This is a genomic window from Micromonospora sp. NPDC049060 (assembly GCF_040649055.1).
Taxonomy (GTDB): domain Bacteria; phylum Actinomycetota; class Actinomycetes; order Mycobacteriales; family Micromonosporaceae; genus Micromonospora; species Micromonospora reichwaldensis.
Window position 1 is genome coordinate 27,458 of sequence record NZ_JBEZEV010000025.1, and the last position, 23,212, is coordinate 50,669.

The following is a 23,212-nucleotide window of genomic DNA, read 5'->3' on the forward strand; positions in this document are numbered from 1 at the left end:
GCGCCGTCGGCATGGGAGAGCAGTTCGATGGGGTACGGACGCTCAGCCAGCGGCGGGGGACACCGCGGGCCCGGCTTCGAGGAAGCGCAGCATGTGCCCGTTCAGCTCCTCGGCGAAGCTGTACGGCAGGTAGTCGGTGCGGATGGTGACGCGCAGGAGGGCGTGGTCGGCGCGGGGAAGCACCTCGACCGTGAGCCCGTTGGGCACCTCCCGGGCGTACGGGTCGACGACCTCCTCGGCCCGGCAGCCGGGCAGTTCCAGCGGAAGCACCACGTTGTCCTGGAACACGAAGGTCGGCAGGCTGGCGACCACCTCGCCGGAGAGCCCGGCGGCGGGGTCGTCGGCGGTCTCCGCGAAGGGGACGTCCTGGGCCCGCATGAGGTCGCTGATCGTCTCGTTGACCCGCAGGACGAGCTTGTCGTCCTCCGGCCCGTCGAAGCGCACCCGGACGCAGTTCAGGTTCAGCCGGGTGGTGAAGGCGGAGTCGAGGACGCGGCTGCCCCGCTTGGCCACCACCATCAGCAGGCCGATGTCGTCCTGCTGATGGACGGCGCGCAGCGCGGAGGCGAACGCCGCGACGAAGTAGCTGGACCGGCTGAACCGCTGCTCCCGGGCGGCCCGGTCCCAGCGCCGCATGACCTCCGGCGTGACGGTGACGATGTGCCCGGCCTTCGGACCCCACGCCAGCGCCTGCTCCAGCGGTGCCGTGGCGTCGCCCCGGCCCTGGCGGGGCAGGCCGCGCAGGTGTTCGCGCCAGTAGGCCCGCTGCGCGTCGAGGTCGGCGGCGTCGCGCAGCCGGGCGTACTCCTCGTACGACTGGCGCAGCGTCGGCGCCGGCCGCGCCCACTCGGGGGCCGCGCCCGACAACCGCGCCGCGTAGGCGTGGCTCAGGTCCCGCACCAGCAGCGCGTACGACCAGCCGTCGAAGGCGATGTGGTGGATGCCCACGCCGAACAGGACCCGCCCGGTCGACTTCTCCCGGATCAGGGCGGCCCGCCAGACGCGGCCCTGGGTGTAGTCGAGCGGCTGCTGCACCGCCTCGGCGAGCTGGTCGAGGGCCTCCTGCTCGCTGGCGGCGTCGGTGAGCAGCCGCAGCTGGGGCATCGCCGGGTTCGGCGGGACGAGCGCCACCGGGGGAGCCGTCCGCCGGTAGCGGGCGTGCAGGGCCTCGTGCCGGCGGTGCACGTCGCCCAGCGCCGCCATCAGCGCCCGCAGGTCCAGCTCACCCTCGATCCACCAGGTGACCGGGACGACGACCTCCAGCGGCGACATCAGGCACTTCGCGACCTGCTGCGCGAGGGGAACCGGGCCGGGACGCTGACGGGCCTGCCCGGCGGTCAAGCCGGCGTCCGGACGGCGGGGCGCGGTGGTCAGCCAGTGGGCCAGCGCCTGCGGGGTGGGGGTGCGGTGGATCTGCGAGACGGGCACGACGACGTCGGCGGCCTCGTCGATGCGCGTCGCCACCGCCGCCGACTGCAACGACGTGCCACCCAGGTCGAAGAAGCTGTCGCGCGTGCCGACCCGGTCGATGCCGAGGACTGTCGCGAACACCGCGGCGACGAGGCGCTCCTCGTTCGTCGCCGGCTCGACGAACTCCACCCCGAGGTCGGGGCGTCGGGTGTCGGGTACGGGCAGGGCCCGCCGGTCGACCTTGCCGGTGCCGCCGACGGGGAAGTGGTCGAGGACCATGACGACGGCGGGGACCATGTAGGACGGGAGCACGCTGGCGGCGTGTGCGCGCAGGTCGCCGACGGCGGGGGTACGGCCGTTGCGTCCGGTGACGTAGGCGACGAGTCGGGCGGTGCCGTCGTCCTCGCGGCGCACGACCACGGCGGCGCCGACGTCGGGGTGCTGGGCGAGGATGGTCTCGATCTCGCCGAGTTCGATGCGGATGCCGTTGACCTTGACCTGGTGGTCCATCCGGCCAAGGATCTCCAGCGCGCCGGTGGCGTTCCACCGTCCGAGGTCGCCGCTGCGGTAGGCGGTCCCGCCGCCGTACGGGTCGGTGACGAAGCGTTGGGCGGTGAGTTCGGGGCGGTTGAGGTAGCCGTCGGCGACCCCGAAGCCGGTGATGAGGATTTCGCCGGGTACGCCTGCGGGGACGAGGTCGAGGTTGGCGTCGACGACGCGGATCTGCCGGTTGGGCATGGGCCAGCCGATGGGCACGTACGCGCCGCCCCAACCCGCCGAGGCGTCGAACCACGTGCACGCCACGGCGATCTCCGCCGGCCCGTACGCGTTCACCACCCGCGCGCCCGCCGTCAACCACCGCTGGGCCAGCTGCGGCGGAACGGCCTCGCCGCCGAAGATGATGCAGCGCAGACCCGGGCAGGCGGCCGGATCGAGCGGGGCGACGTTGGTGGCCGGTCCGAACGTGTGCGTGACGTCGTGGGTGTTGATGAGGTCGGTGAGCCGACGCGCGTCGAGCAGGTCGTCGCGGGAGCAGACGACGACGCGGCCACCACCGGTGAGCGTCGCGAAGATCTCCCCGAAGGCGGCGTCGAAGACCGGTGCCGCCGAATGCAGCATCCGGCTGTCGGGGCCGATGGCGCACTCGTCGGTCATCCACGCCAGGAAGTTCGTCAGCCTCTCGTGCGTCAGCACGACACCCTTCGGCGTGCCCGTCGACCCCGACGTGTAGATCACGAACGCCGGCGCGGACGCCGGCACCACCGGCAGGTCCACCGGCTTACCCGCCTGCACCACCGGCCAGTCGTCATCCAACGCCACCACCGACACCCCGTCGCCACCGGGAATCCGGGGCGCCACCGCACCGACGGTCAACACCACCCGCGCGCCGTGGTCGGCCAGCAACACCCGCATCCGCTCCACCGGCCACGACACGTCCATCGGCGTGTACGCCGCGCCCGCCCGCAACACCCCCGTCGTCGCCACCAGCGACCACAGTCCGCGTTCCAGCGCCAGCGACACCACGTCACCGGCACCCACGCCCACCGACCGCAGATACGCCGCCAGCGCGGCCGACCGGCGGTCCAGTTCCCCGTACGTCAACACCTCACCGCCCGCGACACCCGCCACCGCCTCCGGCGTGCGCCGCGCCCACTTGAGCACCAGCTCGTGGATCGGCTCACCCGGCACCTCACGCACCGGGCCCCGGCCCCACTCCAGCAACCGCTCCCGCTCCGCATCGCCCACCAACGGCAACGCCGACAACCCCACCTCCGGCCCCGCCAACCCGGCGGAGACCAGCACCACGACCTGGTCCACCAGGCCCCGCACCCACTGCGCCGAGTAACCCTCCGCCGCGTAGTCCACCCGCAGCGCCGACCCGTCCGGGGCCACACCGATCACGAGGTCGACGTCCACCACTGCCGGCCCCGCGTCCGCCACCGGAGCGTCCACCAGCCCGAGCACCACCGGGCCCACCGGCTCCCGGCCCACGGCCACCGGCGCCGCCAGCGCCGCGCGCACCCGCGTCACCAGCTCGGCGAAACCCGGATCACCCGTCACGTCCACCCGCAGCGCCGAACCGCCGCCACCGGACGCCAGGCCCACCACCACCTGCTCCTGGGCCGTCCAACGGGCCAGCACCGCCACGACCCCCGCCACCACGACGTCGCCGCCCGGCAGCCAGGGGGACAGCACCCGGTGCGCCGGGGCGGCGACGTCGCCACCCGGCCCGCCGTTCGACGGCCAGGAGGGCAGCACCCGGTGCACCGAGGCGGCCCGGGCCGGCCAGAGTGTCGGCCGGCGCAGGTCCCCCACCAGGTCCAGCGTTTCGGCGTCGACCGTGCCGTCCACGGTCCGCCCACCATCGAACCCGACAGACATCAGCTCAACCTCCGATCGAGAGGGGGTGACCGGAAGGCGCGGGGCCCCGGTTCCGCACCACCGGGCGCATTGGGGTCTACGCGGCAGGGGCGGTTCGCGGGCACCGCGGCCGACTCGGGTGGCCGGACGCGGACATGCGGTGCGACCAGGACGGGGTCACCGTCCGGATTCCGGGTCGCCACCACGTCGTCGATCGAAAGGAGCAGTTCGCTGCCCGATCCGATCACCGGCGCCTCCCGTCCGTCCGGGGCGCCGCGCACCCACATTCGTCCCCCGCCCGGTGCAATGGAAAGGGAACGGCGAACCGATGGGGCCCGACCCTACGAAGCACGGTGGAGTGGCGTACACCCCTAGAGATGCGCACGTCGACCCCTAGGGTGACGGCCGCAGATTCCGACCGGGGCCGCCGGGGATACGTCCGGAGTAATGAGCGGCCACCCGGTGCGCGTCCGGTGTCTGCGCCGCCGGATCGGCAATTTGCGCTGGTCAGTGTGGTGTTTTCTCGTGGCGAATGATCAGGATCGCGGCCAGATGCCGCGAATTTTTCGGCATTAACATGCGCGGCTATATCTTTTCTATAGTGGATGGTTGGCGCCCTCCGAGAGGGTCGATGCACGAATGTCCGGGTTTCGACGGAGAACGATCCCGAGGTCTTCGTCGAAAAAGGCTATTCGGTCAGCCCGGGTCCAGGGTTCGAATCGGAGAATTGGCGATCCCGGCGGCGGAAAGGGCCGCCCGCGGTCGGCTGACCGGCCCATCCCACGGAAATGAGGATTGACTATGCTTTGCCGATCATGACCCAGTCGGTGACTGGCACATTCAGTCACCGCCTGTTGGTGTGCACCCCGCCAAACGCAGTGCTGACCACAAGCCAGCCCGCTACCTGGCCGGTCTCGCCAGAGACCGTCCGGGCGGTGCACGCGGTACGCCCGACTCTCGTGGCCGAGCGGCCTCATCAGGACCGGGAGCGCCCGCGACCGTCCACGTTCTCCGCTGTTCGTGGCCGTTGCGCACCCGGACTCCGTGCCACCCCGAGGCCCTTTGTGGGCCGGCATGTCAGGAGATCCAATGGACGGACCTATCCAGGTGCAGGTGTTCGCTCACGACGGGGTGGTGCTGGCCCGGCCACCAGATCCGGTGACGACCGCCGACAGCCGCTATCTCGCCGGTGCGGGCGCCGCCCTGTACAACGGGCTGGACATGATCACCGGTCTCCACCTGACCCTTCCGCACCAGTCGGCGGCCATTTGCAGCACCGGCTCCAGCGCGGACAAGTCGCTGCGCCTGCTCAGTCGGTGCGGTCTCAAGACGCCGAGCGACCTGCGCGAGTTCCGCTCCGGCGCGCAGGCGGTGCAGTTCGCCCGGGACGCCGCCGAGCGGGGCGAGACGCTGGAGTTCCAGTTTCCCCCGCACGATCCGCAGTTGCGGGCCGCGCGCGCCCGGGTCGCCCCGGACCTGTTGGCCCGCCTCAACAACAAGACCACCCTGGACACGCTGATCGCGCCGGAATACCTGCCCCGTCGCCAGGTCGCCACTCCCGCCGAGGTACGCCGCATCGTGCAGCAGGACCGGCGGCCGGCGGTGGTCAAACCGGCAGGCGTCGAGGTGTACAGCGGAATCGCGATCTTCACCAGGCGGTTGCAGGACCGGCGGAACCGGGCACTGTTCAACCAGCTGGAACAGGTGAGCGATCGGTGGATCGTCGAGGAGGAGGTGCCCTTCCGGACGATCTGGGGCGTCCAGTTCGGCGTGACGGAGAGCGGAGCGGTGCAGTACTTCGGTGCGTCCGTACACCTGCCGCAGCCCACTTCGACGTGGGTCGGTTGTGTGATGGACGACGACCAGCCGCCGGCGGAGCTGATCGAAGCGCTGACCGTAGGGGTCCGAAAGGCCAGTGCCCTCGGGTACCGCGGGTACTGCTCCTTCGACGCCGGGATCGGTCGTGACGGCGCCCTGCGGGTCATCGACCCGAACTTCCGGGTCAGCGGGGCCACCAGTTCGGTGCTGCACCGCAGCTCGCTGCTGGGCCAGCACCCGTGCGCCATGACCACGTTCTTCTCGCTGGCCCCCGGCGTCGACGCCGAGCCGATCCTCGCCCCGTTCATCGACCGGGGGCAGTTCGTCGCGTTCATGCACCACGACCCGGCGGAGACGGACAACGGCCCGCTGCCGGCGACCATCGTCGGCATGGTCGGCGCCGCGGACCGGTACGCCTGCGGGGTGCTGGTCGCGCAGATCCAACGGGCACTGGGCAGTTGACGCGTCGTCCCCTCCGGGCCGTGGTGACGGCCCGGAGGGGACGCCCGGGATCACCCACCCGAGCCGGGGCTGCCGGCGGCGGTCGCTACATGTCGGTCAGCGCGGTGCGCACGGCGGACTCGGGGACGTCGGCGACCAGCTCGGGCCCGGCCGGGCCGTCCAGGACGAAGGACAGGCCCGAGGTGGCCTTCTTGTCCCGCCGCATCAGCGCGACCAACTCGTCGTGGTCGACGTTGCCGGGCAGCGCGGTGTCGAGGCCGTAGCCCGCCACCACCTCGTGGTGCTCGGCCACCCGGTCGGCCGGGACGCGGCCGAGGACGCCGGCCAGCCGGCCCGCGAAGACCGTGCCAACGCCGACCGCCTCGCCGTGCCGCAGTCCGAAGTCGGTGGCCCGCTCCAACGCGTGCCCCAGCGTGTGACCGTAGTTGAGGATGTGCCGCAGACCGGAGTCACGCTCGTCGGCGGCCACCACCCGCGCCTTCAGCGCCACGCAGGCGGCGATCTGCTCCGCCACCGGCAGGTCGCGCAGCTCGCCCGCGCCGATGAAGTGCGCCCGGGCGATCTCCCCGTAGCCGTTGCGCCACTCCCGCTGCGGCAGCGTGCCCAGGTGCTCGGTGTCGCAGAGCACCGCCCGGGGCTGCCAGTACACCCCGACGAGGTTCTTGCCCTCCGGCAGGTTGACCGCCGTCTTCCCGCCGACGCTGGCGTCCACCTGGGCGAGCAGCGAGGTCGGCAGGTGGATCACCGCGACGCCCCGGTGGTAGAGGCCGGCGGCCAACCCGACCACGTCCGTGGTCGTGCCGCCGCCGCAGGAGACGACGGCGTCGGCGCGGGTCAGCCCGAACTCGGCGAACGCCCGGCAGAGCTGCTCGACCGTGGCCAGGTTCTTGTCGTGCTCGCCGTCGCGGGCCGGCACCACCCGGTGCGGCACACCCGGGTCGGGCGTCCACTCCGGCGGCCGGGCCGAGACCACCACGACCCGCCGCGCACCGATCCGCGCCACCTCCGCCGGCAGCCGGTGGCGCACACCGGGGCCGATCAGCACCGGGTACGCGCGCTCGCCGAGCGCCACCTCGATCCGGGCCGGTTCGGCCGGGGCGTGCGGGTCAGGTGCGGACGGGTGCATGTGGCTGTTGCCTCCTCTTGACGACGGGCACCGGCGCGGCGGCGACCGGGCGTTCCCGGACCATCGACAGGCGCAGCGCCAGCGCGGCCAGCGAGTCGACGTCCGGCCCGATGCCCCACCGGTCGTGGGTGAGCTGGGCGTGGTGCGCCAGCAGGAAGCCCGACGGCGCCGCCGGGTGGTGCCGGCCGACCACGTCGGTCACCCGGTCCAGGTAACGCTGCCAGGCCACGGCGACCTCCCCGCACAGCGGCAGGTCGCCGGCCGCCAGGACGATCTTCTCCGCCCCGGCGTCCGCCTGCGCGGCCAGGTTTCGCCGCTGCGCGGCGGTGAGCCGCTGGCTGCGTTCCTGCCAGTGCAGGAAGAGGAAGGCCAGCCGGTCGGCCGCCGGCACCAGCTCCGTCAGGCACCGCAGGTGCGCCACGGCCAGCGGCAGCTCGACGCCGGCCAGCCAGGGAGTGTCCCCGCCGAGCAGGGCCAGGGCCAGGTCGCTGCCCGCCGACGCGAGCGGGCCGCCCCGGGCGGCATCGCGCACCACGTAGCGGTCGGCGGCGAAGGAGACCCCCGGGTCGTACGCGAGCAGCCCCGCCCGTACCGCGTCGAGCGCGGCCGGGGCGGCGTGGAAGCCGAGGCTCACGTGCGGCCCGGCGGGGGAGCCCTCCGGGTCGAAGAACCAGTCCATGCCCGGATCGGCCCGGCGGGCGGCGGCGACCAGACCGGCGAGGACCGTGCCGACCAGTTCGGTCACCCGCGTGTCCGGGGACCCGTCGGCCGGCACGGCCGAGCGGGCGAACAACCAGCAGCGTTCCAACGACGGCACCTCGGCTGACGGGCGGGTGGAGCACAGGACTCGACGGTCTGCGGGGGGTGGCCCCATCATCGGCCTGCGGCCCGTCCCACCACCTGATCAGCGGTCCGAACTGGGGACGACTTAGGGGGTGACAGGGGTAGGACGCCGGCAGGGTGCTCGGAAGACTTGGGCCGCTACGGCGAGCGGGGTCTACGCCGCGGATGAGAAGTCTCGCCGACGGACGGATGTGGTGACATGCTTCGGAGCGACCTGATCCAGCCGTTGTCCGATCTGATCGAGGCGCACGCCGCCAGGTTGGGGAACAAGGTCGCGTTCCGCGACGACCGCCGGGCGGTCGGATACGCCGACCTGGCGGCGCGGACCCGCCGGCTGGCCGGTCACCTGGCGGCGTCGGGGGTCGGGCGGGGCGACCGGGTGGCCTTCTGCCTCGGCAACCGGGTGGAGACGGTGGAGACCTGGCTGGCCGTGACGCGGGCGGCCGCGGTCGGCGTACCGGTGAACCCGCACAGCACCGACGCGGAACTGGCCCACCTGCTGGACGACTCCGGTGCGGTGCTGGTGGTCACCGACCCGCGGCACCTCGACCAGCTGCTGCGCCTGCGCGCCGGCCGGCCGGCCCTGCGGGTCGTGGTCACCGGGGACGGCCCGGTGCCCGCCGGGGTCACCGCGTGGCGTGACCTGGTCGACACCGAGCCGGGTGTGGACGCCCGTGACGACCTGGGCCTCGACGAGGTCGCCTGGATGCTCTACACCTCCGGCACCACCGGCCGGCCCAAGGGCGTGCTCTCCACCCAGCGCACCTGCCTCTGGTCCGTCGCCGCCTGCTACGTGCCGATCCCCGGGCTCACCGACGCCGACCGGGTGGTCTGGCCGCTGCCGTTGTTCCACAGCCTCTCCCACATCGGGTGCGTGCTCAGCGTGACCGCCGTCGGCGCCACGGCCCGGCTCATCGACGGCTTCTCCGCCGACGACGTGCTGCGCGCGGTCGACGAGGACGAGGCCACCGTGCTGGCCGGTGTGCCGGCCATGTACCACCACCTGGTCACCGCCGCCCGGGAGAGCGGCTTCCGCGCCCCGGCCCTGCGGGTCTGCCTGGTCGGCGGGGCGATCACCACCGGCGCGCTGCGTCGGGCGTTCGACGAGGTCTTCGACGCGCCGCTGCTCGACGCGTACGGCAGCACGGAGACCTGCGGCTCGATCGCCGTCACCCGGCCGGACCAGCCCCGGGTCGAGGGTTCCTGCGGGCGCGCGGTGCCCGGCGTCGAGGTGCGCCTGGTCAGCCCGCAGACCGGCCTGGACGTGCCGACCGGCGCCGAGGGCGAGGTCTGGGTCAGCGGGCCGAGCGTCATGCTCGGCTACCACGGCCTGCCGGAGGTCACCGCCGCCGCCCTGCGCGACGGCTGGTACCGCACCGGCGACCTGGCCCGCCGCGACGCCGACGGCAACATCTTCGTCACCGGGCGGCACCAGGAGCTGATCATCCGGGGTGGCGAGAAGATCCATCCGGCCGAGGTGGAGGAGGCCCTGCGCGGGGTGCCCGGCGTCGCCGACGTGGCGGTGACCGGCCGCCCGCACGACGTGCTCGGCGAGGTGCCGGTGGCGTTCGTGGTGCCCGGGCCGGAGGGCTTCGACCCCCGGGCCGGGTACGCGGCCTGCCGGGAGAAGCTCTCCTACCACAAGGTTCCCGAGGAGCTGTACGAGATCGGGCAGGTGCCCCGCACCGCCTCCGGCAAGGTCACCCGCCGGCTCCTGCTCGACCGGCCGGCGCGGCTGCGGGCGGTCAACGGCAGCCACCACGAGACGCTGAGCCTGCTCGCCTGGCAGCCGCTCGACCTGGCCGCCGTACCGCCGGTCGAGGCGCCCGTCCCGACGGCCGCGCAGGCCGCCGCCGCCCCGGCCCGCCGCTGGGCGCTCGTCGGCAGCGGGAGCGATGCGCTGGTGGAACCGCTGCGCGCGGCGTCGCCCGGGGACCGGGTCCGGTCCCACCGGGACCTGGCCGCCCTGCGCGAGGCCCCGGACGTGCCCGACGTGACGGTGCTGCTGGTCGAGCCGGCCGACGCCGTCGCGGCGGACCTCGCCGACCGGCTGCGCGGCTGGCTCGACGACGACCGGTTCGCCGGCACCCGCCTGGTGCTGCTGACCGGCCCTGCCGCCGCGCCCGCCGCGAGCGACACGCCCGGCGTGGCCGGCGACCTGGACACCGGGACCGACGCCGCCCTCCGGATCGACGCCCCCGTTGGGAACGCTGCCGTCGCCGCGCCCGCCGCCGGCGGGTGGCACCCGGCCGATCCGGCGGCCGGCGCGGTCCAGGCGGTCGGCCGCAGTCTGCAGGCCGCCTACCCGGACCGGATCGTGCTGGTCGACGGCGACGCCGGAGACCGTTCGACCGCCCTGCTCCCCGCCGTGGTGGACGCCGGCGCCGCGCAGGTCGCGCTGCGGGCCGGAGCCGCCCTGCACGCCGTCCTCGTGCCCGCCCCGGCGGCCGTGCCGGCGCGGCCGGTCAGCGTGGCCGACCCGGACCGCCCGGTCCTGGTCACCGGCGCGGACGGCACGACCGGCGCGGCGCTGGCCCGACACCTCGTCGCCGCGCACCGCGTCCGCCGGCTGCGGCTGCTCCACCTCGGCGCCACGCCCGGGACCGCCCTGGTGGACCTGGTCACCGAGCTTGTCGCCGCCGGCGCCGGCGCCGACGTCGCCGCGCTGCCCGCCGACCGGGCGGGCGACGAGCCGCCCGGCGGGGTCTTCCTCTGCCCGTCCGACGACGACCTGACCGACGACGAGGACACCGCCCGGCTGCTGCGCCTCGCCGGGAGGCTGGACGCCGCGACCCGGCTCCCGGCCGCCTCGTTCACCGTCCTCGCGCCGTCCGCCCTGCTGCTGGGCGCCGCCGGCCGGGAGCGGGCCGCCTCGGCCGTCGGCGCCCTGCACGCCCTGACCGCCCGCCGCCGGGCCGCCGGTCTGCCGGCCCGGGTCGTCGGCACGACCGCGCACGCCGACCGGGAGCCGTCGCCCGCCACCCTCGCGGCCACCGGAACCGGGGCGGGAAGCGTCGTCCCGGCGGCCGTACGCGCCGATCTCGCCGCGTTCGACGTGGCCCACGACGGCGACGACCTTGTCGTGCTCGCCCGCCCGGCGGGCCACGCCGACGCCGCGCACCCCGCCTGGCGCGGGCCCGTCGCGGCGCCCGACGCCGACGCCGACGACCGGGACGCCGCCGAGTTGCGCCGCCGGCTTGCCGGGCTGAGCACCGCCGAGGGGGACCGGCTCCTGCTGGATCTGGTCCGCACCGCCACCGCCGAGGTGGCCGGCCTGTCCGGGCCGGCCGCGGTGCGCCCCGGCCGGGCCTTCAAGGAACTCGGCTTCACCTCGGTCAGCGCGGTCGCCCTGCGCGACCGGCTGGCCCGGGCCACCGGGGTACGGCTCTCCGCCACGGCCGCCTTCGACCGGCCCAGCCCGGACGCCCTCGCCCGGCACCTCGCCGCCCGGCTGCGCGGCACCACCGGGCAGGCCGGCCCCGCGACGGACCGGCCGTCCGCACCATCCACGGTGGACGACCCGGTGGTCGTCGTCGCCATGGCCTGCCGGCTTCCCGGCGGCGTCGCCTCCCCGGAACAGCTGTGGGACCTGGTCGACCAGGGCCGGGAGGGGCTCACGGAGTTCCCCACCGACCGGGGCTGGGACCTGGCGCACCTGTTCTCCGACGACCCCGACCGTCCCGGCACCTCGTACGTCCGGGTGGGCGGGTTCCTCACCGACGCGGCGGACTTCGACGCCACCCTGTTCGCGATCAGCCCGCGCGAGGCGCTCGCCATGGACCCGCAGCAGCGGCTGCTGCTGGAGACGTCCTGGGAGCTGTTCGAGCGGGCCGGCATCGACCCCACCTCGCTGCGCGGCAGCGCCACCGGCGTCTTCACCGGCGTCATGCACCACGACTACGCCGCGAACCTGCGCCAGGCGCCGCCCGGCACCGAGGGCTACCTCGGCGTCGGCACCGCCGGCAGCGTCGTCTCCGGCCGGGTCGCCTACGCGCTGGGGCTGGAGGGGCCGGCGGTCACCGTCGACACGGCGTGCTCGTCGTCGCTGGTGGCACTGCACCTGGCCGCCCAGGCGCTGCGCGCCGGCGACTGCTCCCTCGCCGTGGCCGGCGGCGTGGCGGTGATGGGCACCCCGCAGGCGTTCGTGGAGTTCAGCCGGCAGCGCGGGCTCGCCCCCGACGGCCGGTGCAAGGCGTTCGGCGAGGGCGCCGACGGCACCGGCTGGTCCGAGGGCGTCGCCGTGCTGCTGCTGGAACGGCTCTCCGACGCCCGTCGGCGCGGGCACCCCGTCCTCGCCGTGCTGCGCGGCTCCGCCGTCAACTCCGACGGCGCGTCCAACGGGCTCACCGCTCCCAACGGGCCCGCCCAGGAGCGGGTCATCCGTCGGGCGCTGGACGCGGCCGGGCTCTCCGCCGCCGACGTGGACGTCGTCGAGGCGCACGGCACCGGCACCCGGCTGGGTGACCCGATCGAGGCGCAGGCGCTGCTCGCCACGTACGGGGTGGGCCGCGGCGACGCCGAACCGCTGCGGCTGGGCTCGCTGAAGTCAAACCTCGGCCACACCCAGGCCGCCGCCGGGGCCGCCGGGGTGATCAAGATGGTGCTCGCGATGCGGCACGGAACGCTGCCCCGCACCCTGCACGTGGACGCCCCGACGTCCGAGGTGGACTGGTCCGCCGGCGCGGTCGAGGTGCTCACCGAGGCCCGCCCGTGGCCCGAGGTGCGACGGCCCCGGCGGGCCGGCGTCTCGTCGTTCGGCATCAGCGGCACCAACGCGCACGTCATCGTCGAGGCGCCCGCCGCCGACCCACCCTCCGGGCCCGGGACCGCGGACCGGCAGCCGTCGTCCGAGGCTGCGGACCTGGAGCTGTCGTCCGAGGTCGCGGACCAGCAGCCGTCGTCCGGGCCGGCCTCCGCCACCCGGCGACCGCCCGTGCCGTGGCTGCTCGCCGCTGCCTCCGGCGAGGCGCTGCGGGACCAGGCGGCCCGCCTGCTGACCTGGCTCGACGGGCCCGGGGCGGACGCCGACCCGGCCGACGTCGGGCACGCGCTCGCCACCACCCGCGCCGCGCTCGAACACCGGGCCGTGGTGCTTGCCGGCGACCCGGCCACCGCCCGGACGGGCCTGACCGCGCTGACCCGCGGCGAGGCGGACCCGGACGTGCCGACCGTGCTGACCGGCCGGGTCGTCGACGGCCAGCTCGGCATGCTCTTCGGCGGGCAGGGCGGCCAACGCGCCGGCATGGGCCGCGAGCTGCACGCGGCGTACCCGGTCTTCGCCGACGCCTTCGACGCGGCCTGCGCCGAACTCGACCGCTGCCTCGCCGGCCACGCCCCGCATCCCGTCGCGGACGTCGTCTTCGCCGCCGAGGGCGACGAACTGGCCGACCTGCTCGACCAGACCCTGTACACCCAGCCGGGGCTGTTCGCCTTCGAGGTGGCGCTGTACCGCCTGCTGGAGTCCTGGGGGGTGCGCCCCGACGCGGTGCTCGGCCACTCCGTCGGCGAGCTGGCCGCCGCGCACGTGGCCGGGGTGTTCCCCCTCGCCGACGCGGCGGCGCTCGTCGCCGCCCGCGCCCGGCTGATGCAGCAGCTGCCCGCCGGGGGCGCGATGGTCGCCGTCGAGGCCGACGAGGCCGAGGTCGCCGCGCACCTCACCGACCGGGTGGGCCTCGCCGCCGTCAACGGCCCGACGAGCGTCGTCGTCTCCGGCGACACCGACGCGGTGCTGGCCGTCGCGGCCACCCTGCGCGCCGCCGGGCGTCGTACCAGCCGGCTGCGGGTGTCGCACGCCTTCCACTCGCCGCGCATGGAGCCGATGCTCGACGAGTTCCGCGCGGTGGCGGCCGGCCTCACGTACCGCACCCCGCACCTGCCGGTGGTGTCCAACCTGACCGGCCACCCCGTCGACCCGGCCCGGCTCTGCTCGCCCGACTACTGGGTGGCGCACGTGCGGGGCACCGTCCGCTTCCACGACGGCGTGCGGGCCCTGCACGGGCAGGGCGTCACCACCTTCCTGGAGGTCGGTCCGGCCGGCGTACTCACCGCGATGGCCCAGGACTGCCTCCTCGCCGAGGCCGACGAGCTGGCCTTCGTGCCCGCCGTGCGGGGCGTCGCCGACGAACCGGAGGCGCTGCTCGCCGCCGTGGCGCGGCTGCACGTCCGGGGCGTCCCCGTCGACCGCGCCGCCCTCGCCGGCCCCGGGCCGCACCGCCGCGTCGACCTGCCCACGTACGCCTTCCAGCGCCGGCACTACTGGCTGCCCGCCTCGACCGTGGCCGGCGGACCGGTCGGCGTCGGGCTGGCCGACGCCGGGCACCCGCTGCTCGGCGGCGTGCTGGCGGTCGCCGGCACCGGGCAGGTCGTCTGCACCGGGCAGGTCTCCGCGGCCACCCAGCCGTGGCTGGCCGCCCCCGGTGACGGCACTCCCGCGCTGCTGCCCGCCAGCGCCCTGCTGGACATGCTCACCCACCTCGGCGAACAGCTCGGCACCCCGACGGTGCGGCGGCTGCGCGTCCCCGATCCGGTGCCGCTTCCCGCCGAGGCGACCCTCGAGGTGCAGGTCGGCGTCTCCGCGCCGGACGAGCACCGGCGCCGGGTGGCGCACTGCCACGTCCGGGCCGGCGACGGGCAGCCCTGGCGGGAGGTCGCCGAGGCCGTGCTCGGCCCGGTCGACCCGGAGAGCGGCCGAGGTGCCCTCGCCACGGCCTGGCCGCCCACCGGCGCCCGACCGGTGGACCTGGCCACCCCGCAGCACCAGGGCATGGCCGGGGAACTGGCCCGGGCCGCGTGGGTCGCCGCCGACCGGCTCTTCGTCGACGTACGCCTGCCCGAGGACGCCCGGGACCCGGACGCCGAGCGGTACGGCGTGCACCCGCTGGTGCTGGAGGCGGCCCTGCGCCTGCTCCCGCTCGCCGACTTCGCGCCCGGCGACGACGCCGCGCCCACCGGCCGGCTGCTGCCCACCGAGTGGGCGGGCGTGCGCCTGCACGCCACCGGGGCGCACGCGCTGCGCGTCTGCCTGGCCCCCGCCGGGGCGGACGCGGTGACCCTGAGCGCCGTCGACGCCGCGGGCGTGCCCGTGCTCGACGTGGACCGGGTGGTGCTGCGGACCCTCGACCTGCCGCCCGCCGAAACGCCGGCGCCCCCGCCCGCCCCCGCCGGGCTGTACGCCGTCGACTGGTCGCCCGCCGCGTTCCCGGCGACGCCCGCGCCCTCCTGGACGCTCGCCGACGGCACACCCCCGGACGGGCCGCTGCCGCCGCTGCTGGTGCTGCGCGTCGGCGACGGCGAGCCGGGCCGGTCGGTGCCCGACCGTGCCCACGCCGTCGGCCTCGCCGTGCTCGGCGTGCTCCAGAGCTGGCTGGTCGACCCCCGCGCGGAGACCACCCGCCTGGCCCTCGCCGTCCGCGACGGCGACCCGGTGCACGCCCCGGTGGCGGGGCTCGTCCGGGTCGCCCAGGCCGAGCAGCCCGACCGGTTCCTGCTGCTCAGCCTCGACGCCACCGACGACGCGACCCTCCGGGCGGCGCTGGCCGTCGCCGGGGACGAGCCCGAGATCGCCGTCCGCGACGGCCGGGTCCTGCTGCCCCGGCTCCACCCCGTCGAACCGCCCCCGGCCGGTACGCCGGTCCCGGCGCTGGCCGGCGGCACCGTGCTGGTGACCGGCGGCACGGGCGGCGTCGGCCGGCACGTCGCCACCCACCTCGCCACCGTGCACGGCGTCGCCGAGCTGGTCCTCGTCAGCCGCACCGGCCGGGCCGGCGACTGGACGGACGCGTTGACCGACGCCGGCGTCACCGTCCGGGTGGTCGCGGCCGACGTCGCCGACCGGGCGGCGCTCGCCGAGGTCGTCGCCCCGCTCGCCGACCGGCTGGTCGCCGTCGTGCACGCCGCCGGGGCCACCGACGACGCGCTGCTCACCGACCTCGACCCGGGCCGCTGGGAGCGGGCCCTGCGCTCCAAGGTGCACGGCGCGTGGCACCTGCACGAGCTCACCGCCGGCCTCGACCTGGCCGCGTTCGTGCTCTTCTCCTCGGCCGCCGCCACCTTCGGCAGCCCCGGCCAGGGCAACTACGCGGCCGGCAACGCGTTCCTCGACGCGCTCGCCGCGCACCGCCGCGCCCAGGGCCTGCCGGCGACCGCCCTGGCCTGGGGGCTGTGGGCCGCGCAGGACGGGATGGCCGGCCGGCTCACCCCGGCGGACCTGGCCCGCCTCGCCCGGGGCGGCACCCGTCCCCTCGACACGGCCGCCGGGCTGGCGCTGCTCGACGCCGCCCTGCGCGTCGACCGGGCGACGCTGGTGCCGATCGGGCTCGACCTGGCCGCCGTGCGCACCTCCGGCGAGGTACCGGCCCTGCTGCGGGCGCTGCTGCCCCCGCCGCCCCGTCGGGCCGTCAACGCCGACTCGGCGCCCGCCTCCGCCAAGGGCTTCGCCGACCGGCTGGCCGAGCTGGCCGAACCCGACCGCGCCGCCCTGCTGCTGGACCTCGTCCGCACCCGGTGCGCCACCGTGGTCGGGCACACCGGCCCCGACGACGTCGAGCCGCGCCGCCCGTTCAAGGAACTCGGCTTCGACTCGTTGATGGCCGTGGAGCTGAGCAACCGGCTCACCGCCGTCACCGGCGTCCGGCTCGCCCCGCACGCCGTGTTCAACCACCCCACCCCGGAGCTGCTCGCCGCGCACCTGCACGCCCGGCTGCTCGGCACCGCCGCCACCGAGGTCACCGACGCGAGCACCGTCGCCCTGGACGAGCCGGTCGCCATCGTCGCGATGGCCTGCCGCTTCCCCGGCGGCATCGGCTCCCCGGAGGAGCTGTGGCGGCTGCTCGACGCGGGCGCCGACGTCATCGGCGACCTGCCCGACGACCGGGGCTGGCCGCTGGCCGACCTCTACGACCCGGTGCCCGGCACGGCCGGCCGGACGTACGTGCGCTCCGGCGGGTTCCTCACCGGGATCGCCGACTTCGACGCCGCGTTCTTCGGCATCAGCCCCCGCGAGGCCCTCGCGATGGACCCGCAGCACCGGCTGCTGCTGGAGACCTCCTGGGAGGCGTTGGAACGCGGCGGCATCGACCCGGTCACCCTGCGGGGCAGCCGCACCGGCGTCTTCGCCGGCACCCACGGGCAGGACTACGGCGACCGGATCGCCCCCGGCGTGGTCTCCGACGACGGCGAGGTCACCGCCGACGAGGGACACCTGCTCACCGGTACGGCCGGCAGCGTCCTCTCCGGCCGGGTCGCGTACGCGCTCGGGCTGGAGGGGCCGGCCGTCACCGTCGACACCGCCTGTTCGGCGTCCCTGGTGGCGCTGCACCTGGCCGTGCAGGCCCTGCGCCAGGGCGACTGCGACCTGGCCCTGGCCGGCGGCGTGTCGGTGATGTCCACCCCGGCCGGGCTGACCGGCTTCAGCCGCCAGCGCGGCCTCGCCGCCGACGGGCGGTGCAAGGCGTTCGCCGAGGACGCCGACGGCTTCGGCATGTCCGAGGGCGTCGGGATGCTGGTGGTGGAGCGCCTCTCCGACGCCCGCCGCCGGGGCCACCCCGTGCTCGCCGTGGTCCGCGGCTCGGCGGTCAACCAGGACGGCGCGTCCAACGGGCTGACCGCCCCGAACGGGCCCTCGCAGGAGCGGGTCATCAGGGCCGCTCTCGGCGCCGCCGGGCTGAGCGCCGCCGAGGTGGACGTCGTCGAGGCGCACGGCACCGGCACGTCGCTCGGCGACCCCATCGAGGCGGAGGCGATCCTCGCCACGTACGGACAGCGCCCGGCCGGCGCCCCGCCGGTGCTGCTCGGCTCGGTCAAGTCCAACCTCGGGCACACCCAGGCCGCGGCCGGCGTCGCCGGGGTGCTCAAGATGGTCCTCGCCATGCGGCACGGCCGGCTGCCCCGCACCCTGCACGCCGAGCGCCGCAGCTCGCGGGTCGACTGGCAGTCGGGCTCGCTGGAGCTGCTCACCGAGGCCCGCCCGTGGCCCGCGGCGGACCGGCCGGCGCGGGCCGGTGTCTCGTCGTTCGGCATCAGCGGCACCAACGCCCACGTGATCGTCGAGGCGGTCGCCGGGCCGACCCCGGACGCCGACGCCGCAGCCACGCCGACGGAGGCGTACGCGCTGCCGTGGCTGCTCTCCGCGCGTACCCCGGAGGCGCTCGCGGGGCAGGCCCGCCGGCTGCGGGAACACCTCGCCGAGCGGCCCGACCAGCGGCCCCTCGACGTGGCCTGGTCGCTGGCCACCAGCCGCAGCACCTTCGACTCGCGGGCGGTGCTGGTCGGCGCGTCGCCGGACCAGGTCGCCGCCGCCCTCGACGCGCTCGCCGAGGGCCGGCCCGACCCGGCGGTGACGCGGGGCGAGGCCCGGCCCGTCGGCCGATGCGTCTTCGTCTTCCCCGGACAGGGCTCCCAGTGGCTCGGCATGGGACTGGACCTGCTCGACCAGGCCCCCGTGTTCGCGGAGCGGATGGCGGCCTGCGACGCGGCGCTGCGGCCGTACCTGGACTGGTCGCTGCTGGACGTGCTGCGTCAGGTGCCCGGCGCGCCCAGCCTCGACGAGGTCGACGTGGTGCAGCCCGCGCTGTTCGCGATGATGGTGTCGCTGGCCGAGCTGTGGCGCTCCTACGGCGTGCAGCCGGCCGCCGTGGTCGGCCACTCGCAGGGCGAGATCGCCGCCGCCTGCGTCGCCGGGGTGCTCTCCCTGCCCGACGCCGCCCGGGTGGTGGCGCTGCGCAGCCGGGCGCTGCGGGCCCTGGCCGGGCACGGGGCGATGGCCTCCGTCGCGCTCCCCGCCGACACGGTCCGCGACCGGATCGCCCGCTTCGGCGACCGGATCTCGGTCGCCGCCGTGAACGGCCCGGCCGCCGTCGTGGTGTCCGGCGAGCCACAGGCGGTGGAGGAACTCCTCGCCGAACTGGCCGGCGAGCAGGCCCGGGTCCGGCGCATCGCCGTCGACTACGCCTCGCACTCCGCCCAGGTGGCGGGCCTGCGCGACGAGCTGGCCGAGGTGCTGGCGGGCATCGCCCCCGGCCCGGCGGCCGTGCCGCTCTTCTCCACCACCGACCTGCGCTGGCTCGACGGCGAGGAGATGGGGCCGGACTACTGGTACCGCAACCTGCGGCAGCCGGTCGAGCTGGAACAGGCGATCCGCTCGCTGGCCGGGCAGGGCCACGACACGTACGTCGAGTGCAGCCCGCACCCGGTGCTCACCGTGGGCATCGAGGCGACCCTCGCCGACCACGACGGCGAGAGCGTGGTCGTCGGCTCGGTGCAACGCGACCAGGGCGACCGGGCGCGGTTCCTGCTCTCCCTGGCCCAGCTGCACGTGTGCGGGGTCGCGGTGGACTGGCGGCCCGCGCTGGCCGGCGGCCGGCGGGTCGACCTGCCCACGTACGCGTTCGCCCACCGCCGCTACTGGCCCCGGCCCGTCTCCGGTCCCGGCGACGTCGGCGCCGCCGGCCTGGACGCCGCCGGGCATCCGCTGCTCGGGGCGTCGGTCGCGCTCGCCGAGACGCGGGGGCACCTGTTCACCGGGCGGCTGTCGACCGACGCGCAGCCGTGGCTGGCCGACCACCGGGTCACCGACAGCGTGCTGGTGCCCGGCACCGGCCTGGTGGAACTCTGCCTGCGCGTCGGCGACGAGATCGGCCACCCGGTCCTCGACGAACTGGTCATCGAGGCCCCGCTGACCCTGCCCGCCGACGGCGCGACCCAGGTGCAGGTGACGGTCGGCGCGGGCGGCGACGACGGACGCCGCCCGGTGACCGTGCACTCCCGGCCCGCCGACGGCCCGGCCGCGGGGCCGTGGACCCGGCACGCCAGCGCCACCCTCTCCGCCGACCAGCCCGCCGCGTCGCCGCAGCCCACCACGTGGCCGCCGCGCGACGCCCGCCCCGTCGACCTGACCGGCTTCTACGCCGGCCTGGCAGCCGACGGCTACGCGTACGGGCCGGCGTTCCAGGGGCTGCGCGCGGTGTGGACCAGCGGCGACGAGGTCTACGCCGAGGTGGAGCTGCCGGCGGCCCAGCGGGTCGACGCCGACCGGTACGGCCTGCACCCGGCCCTGTTCGACGCAGCCCTGCACGCCGCGCACTTCGGCGGCCTCGCCGGGGCCGGGGCCGGCCGGCTGCTGCTGCCGTTCGCCTGGAACGGCGTCAGCCTGCACGCCACCGGGGCGACCGCCCTGCGGGTACGGCTCACCCAGGTGGGACCGCACGCCATCGCGCTGAGCGTCGCCGACCCGACCGGCGCCCCGGTCGCCGAGGTGACCGCCCTGACGATGCGGCCGATCTCCGCCGCCGAGCTGGCCGTCACCGACGACCGCGCCACCCGCGACGCCCTGTTCCGGCTCGACTGGACGCCGCTGCCGCCGGCCGACGCGGCCACCCCGGTCGAGGCCGTGGCCGTCGCCCCCGGCCTGGACGGCTTCGGGCTGCACCCCGGGCTGGACGGGCTCGCCGACGCCGTCGACGCGGGACTGGCCCTGCCCGAGGCCGTGCTCGTGCCGCTCGACGCGGAACCCGCGCAGCCCACTCCCGCCGCGGCGCGGCACGCCGCCGTCCGCGCCCTCGACCTCGTCCGGCGCTGGCTCACGGAGCCCCGCTGGGCGGCGTCGCGGCTGCTGCTGGTGACCCGGGGCGCGGTGGCCGTGCACCACGCTGGCGAGGTGACCGACCCGGCCGCCGCGGCGGCGTGGGGCCTGGTCCGCTCCGCCCAGTCGGAGAACCCGGGCCAGGTCGTCATCGTCGACGTCGACGGCGACGGGATCGGCCCCGACCAGGTCGCCGCCGTACTGGCGGCGGACGAGCCGCAGGCCGCGTTCCGGGGCGGCACGGCGTACGTGCCGCGGCTGGCGCGGGCCGGCTCGGCGGGCGAACTCGCCGCACCGCCGGCCGCCGCGTGGCGGCTGGACGCGCCGGTGCGGGGCAGCCTGGAGAACCTCACCCTGGTCCCGACCGACGCCGCCGACGCCGCTCTCGGCCCCCGCGAGGTCCGGGTACGCGTCCGCGCCGCCGGCCTGAACTTCCGCGACGTGCTCAACGCGCTCGGCCTCTACCCGGGCGACGCGGGGCCGCTCGGCGGCGAGGGCGCCGGCGAGGTCGTCGAGGTGGGCGCCGAGGTGACCGACCTGCGCCCCGGCGACCGGGTGTTCGGGGTCTTCGTGGGCTGCTTCGGGCCCGTCGCGGTCACCGACCGCCGCCTGCTGGCCCCGATGCCGGCCGGCTGGTCGTACGTCGAGGCCGCCTCCGTGCCGGTGGTCTTCCTGACCGCGTACCACGGCCTGGTCAACCTGGCCGGGCTCGGCAGGGGCGAGTCGGTGCTGGTGCACGCGGCGGCCGGCGGCGTCGGCATGGCCGCCGTGCAGCTCGCCCGGCACCTCGGCGCCGACGTCTACGCCACCGCCAGCCCCGCCAAGTGGGACGCCCTGCGCTCGATGGGCCTCGCCGAGGACCGGATCGCCTCGTCCCGGACCCTCGACTTCGAGGACCGGTTCGCCGAGGCCACCGGCGGACGGGGCGTCGACGTGGTGCTGGACTCGCTGGCCCGCGAGTTCGTGGACGCCTCGCTGCGGCTGCTGCCGCGCGGCGGGCGGTTCATCGAGATGGGCAAGACCGACATCCGCGACGCCGCCCAGGTCGCCGTCGACCACCCGGGGGTGGCCTACACCGCCTTCGACCTGACCCTGGAGGACCCCGACGAGGTGCAGCGCATGCTCGTCGAGCTGCTCGGGCTCTTCGAGGGAGGGACGCTCACCCCGCTGCCCACGCAGGTGTGGGACGTCCGCCAGGCGCCGGAGGCGTTCCGGCACGTCAGCCAGGCCCGGCACGTCGGCAAGGTGGTGCTCACCATGCCCCGGGCGTGGGACCCCGACGGCACCGTGCTGCTGACCGGCGGGACCGGAACCCTCGGCGGGCTGGTCGCCCGGCGGCTGGTCGAGACGCACGGCGTACGGCGGCTGCTGCTGGTCAGCCGCCGCGGCGAGCGGGCCCCCGGCGCGGCCGAGACGGTCGCCGAACTGCGCTCCCTGGGCGCCGAGGCCACGGTGGTGGCGGCCGACGTGGCCGACCGGGACAGCCTGGCCCGGGTCCTGGACGCGGTACCGGCCCGGCACCCGTTGACCGCGGTCGTGCACCTCGCCGGGGTGCTCGACGACGGGATCGTCACCGCCCTCACCCCGCAGCGCGTCGACACGGTGTTCGCGCCGAAGCTCGACGCCGCGTGGCACCTGCACGAGCTCACCCGCCACCTCGACCTCGCCGGGTTCGTGCTGTTCTCCTCCGGCGCGGGCGTCTTCGGCGTACCCGGTCAGGCCAACTACGCGGCGGCCAACGCGTTCCTCGACGCGCTCGCCCTGGCGCGCCGGGCCGAGGGCCTGCCGGGCCGGTCGTTCGCCTGGGGGCTGTGGGAGCAGGCCAGCGAGATGACCGCCAAGCTGGACCGGACCGACCCCCGGATCACCGCCCGCGACGGGCAGCTCGCGATCCCGTCCGACCTGGGGATGGCCCTGTTCGACGCGGGCCTGCGGCTGGCCGAGCCGGTGCTCGTGCCGACCAGGATCGACGTCGCCGCGCTCGGCGAGCGGGTCGAGCGGCCCCCGGCCCTGCTGCGCGGGCTCATGCGGCGGGAACGGCCGAGCGCCCGGTCGAGCGCGCCGACCGGCGGCGGGCGCACCCTCGCCGACGAACTGGCGGCCCTGGCCGGGCCCGACCGCCACACCCTGCTGGTCGACCTGGTACGCGAGCAGGCGGCGAGCGTGCTCGGGCACGGCAGCCGCGCGGCGGTCGCCCCCGGGCGGGCGTTCAGCCAGATCGGCTTCGACTCGTTGACCGCTGTCGAGCTGCGCAACCGGCTGACCACGGCGACCGGTCTGCGCCTGCCGGCCACGCTGATCTTCGACTACCCGGACCCGAACGAGCTGGCCACGTTCCTGGTGTCGCAGCTGGCGCCGGACACCGGCCCGGAGGTTCCGCCGGTCCTCACGGACCTGGAGAACCTGGAACGGTCGCTGACCGAGGCCAGCGTCGAGGCGGAGCTGCACGACCAGATCGGCTCCCGGCTGGAGGTGCTCATCGCCAAGTGGCGGACGATGCGCGCCGGCTCGGGCGGCGACCCCGACCTCGACCTCGAACTGGCCAGCGACGACGACCTCTTCGACCTCATCGACTCCGAACTCGGTCTCTGATGGCCGTCCGGCCGCCCCGTACG

The 23,212-nt window shown here is 76.0% G+C and carries 5 protein-coding genes; 2 read left to right on the plus strand and 3 right to left on the minus strand.

Going from position 1 to position 23,212, the window contains the following annotated elements; genetic code table 11:
• Positions 1–42: 42 nt before the first annotated feature.
• Entirely contained in the window at positions 43–3,792 is a 3,750-nt protein-coding gene (locus AB0B83_RS12885; protein ID WP_357578309.1) for an amino acid adenylation domain-containing protein, read from the minus strand.
• 1,068 nt (positions 3,793–4,860) lie between these two features.
• Between AB0B83_RS12885 and AB0B83_RS12890 the strand changes: the two genes are divergently transcribed.
• Positions 4,861–6,051: an ATP-grasp domain-containing protein gene (locus AB0B83_RS12890; RefSeq protein WP_357578310.1), complete on the plus strand. Its 1,191-nt coding sequence runs from the start codon at positions 4,861–4,863 to the stop codon at positions 6,049–6,051.
• Positions 6,052–6,136: 85 nt separating this feature from the next.
• Here AB0B83_RS12890 and AB0B83_RS12895 read toward each other — a convergent pair whose 3' ends face one another.
• Together AB0B83_RS12895 and AB0B83_RS12900 are read right to left on the minus strand one after the other, a co-directional pair.
• Positions 6,137–7,177, minus strand: coding sequence for a 3-dehydroquinate synthase family protein (locus AB0B83_RS12895; RefSeq protein WP_357578311.1), 1,041 nt, complete (start codon positions 7,175–7,177; stop codon positions 6,137–6,139).
• Positions 7,158–7,994: a hypothetical protein gene (locus tag AB0B83_RS12900; protein WP_357578312.1), complete on the minus strand. Its 837-nt coding sequence runs from the start codon at positions 7,992–7,994 to the stop codon at positions 7,158–7,160. The genes AB0B83_RS12895 and AB0B83_RS12900 overlap by 20 nt, the downstream gene beginning before the upstream one ends.
• A gap of 225 nt (positions 7,995–8,219) precedes the next feature.
• Here AB0B83_RS12900 and AB0B83_RS12905 point away from each other — a divergent pair, with 225 nt between their 5' ends.
• On the plus strand, positions 8,220–23,189 hold the full coding sequence (locus AB0B83_RS12905; protein WP_357578313.1) for an SDR family NAD(P)-dependent oxidoreductase: 14,970 nt from the start codon (positions 8,220–8,222) through the stop codon (positions 23,187–23,189).
• The last annotated feature ends 23 nt before the right edge of the window (positions 23,190–23,212 follow it).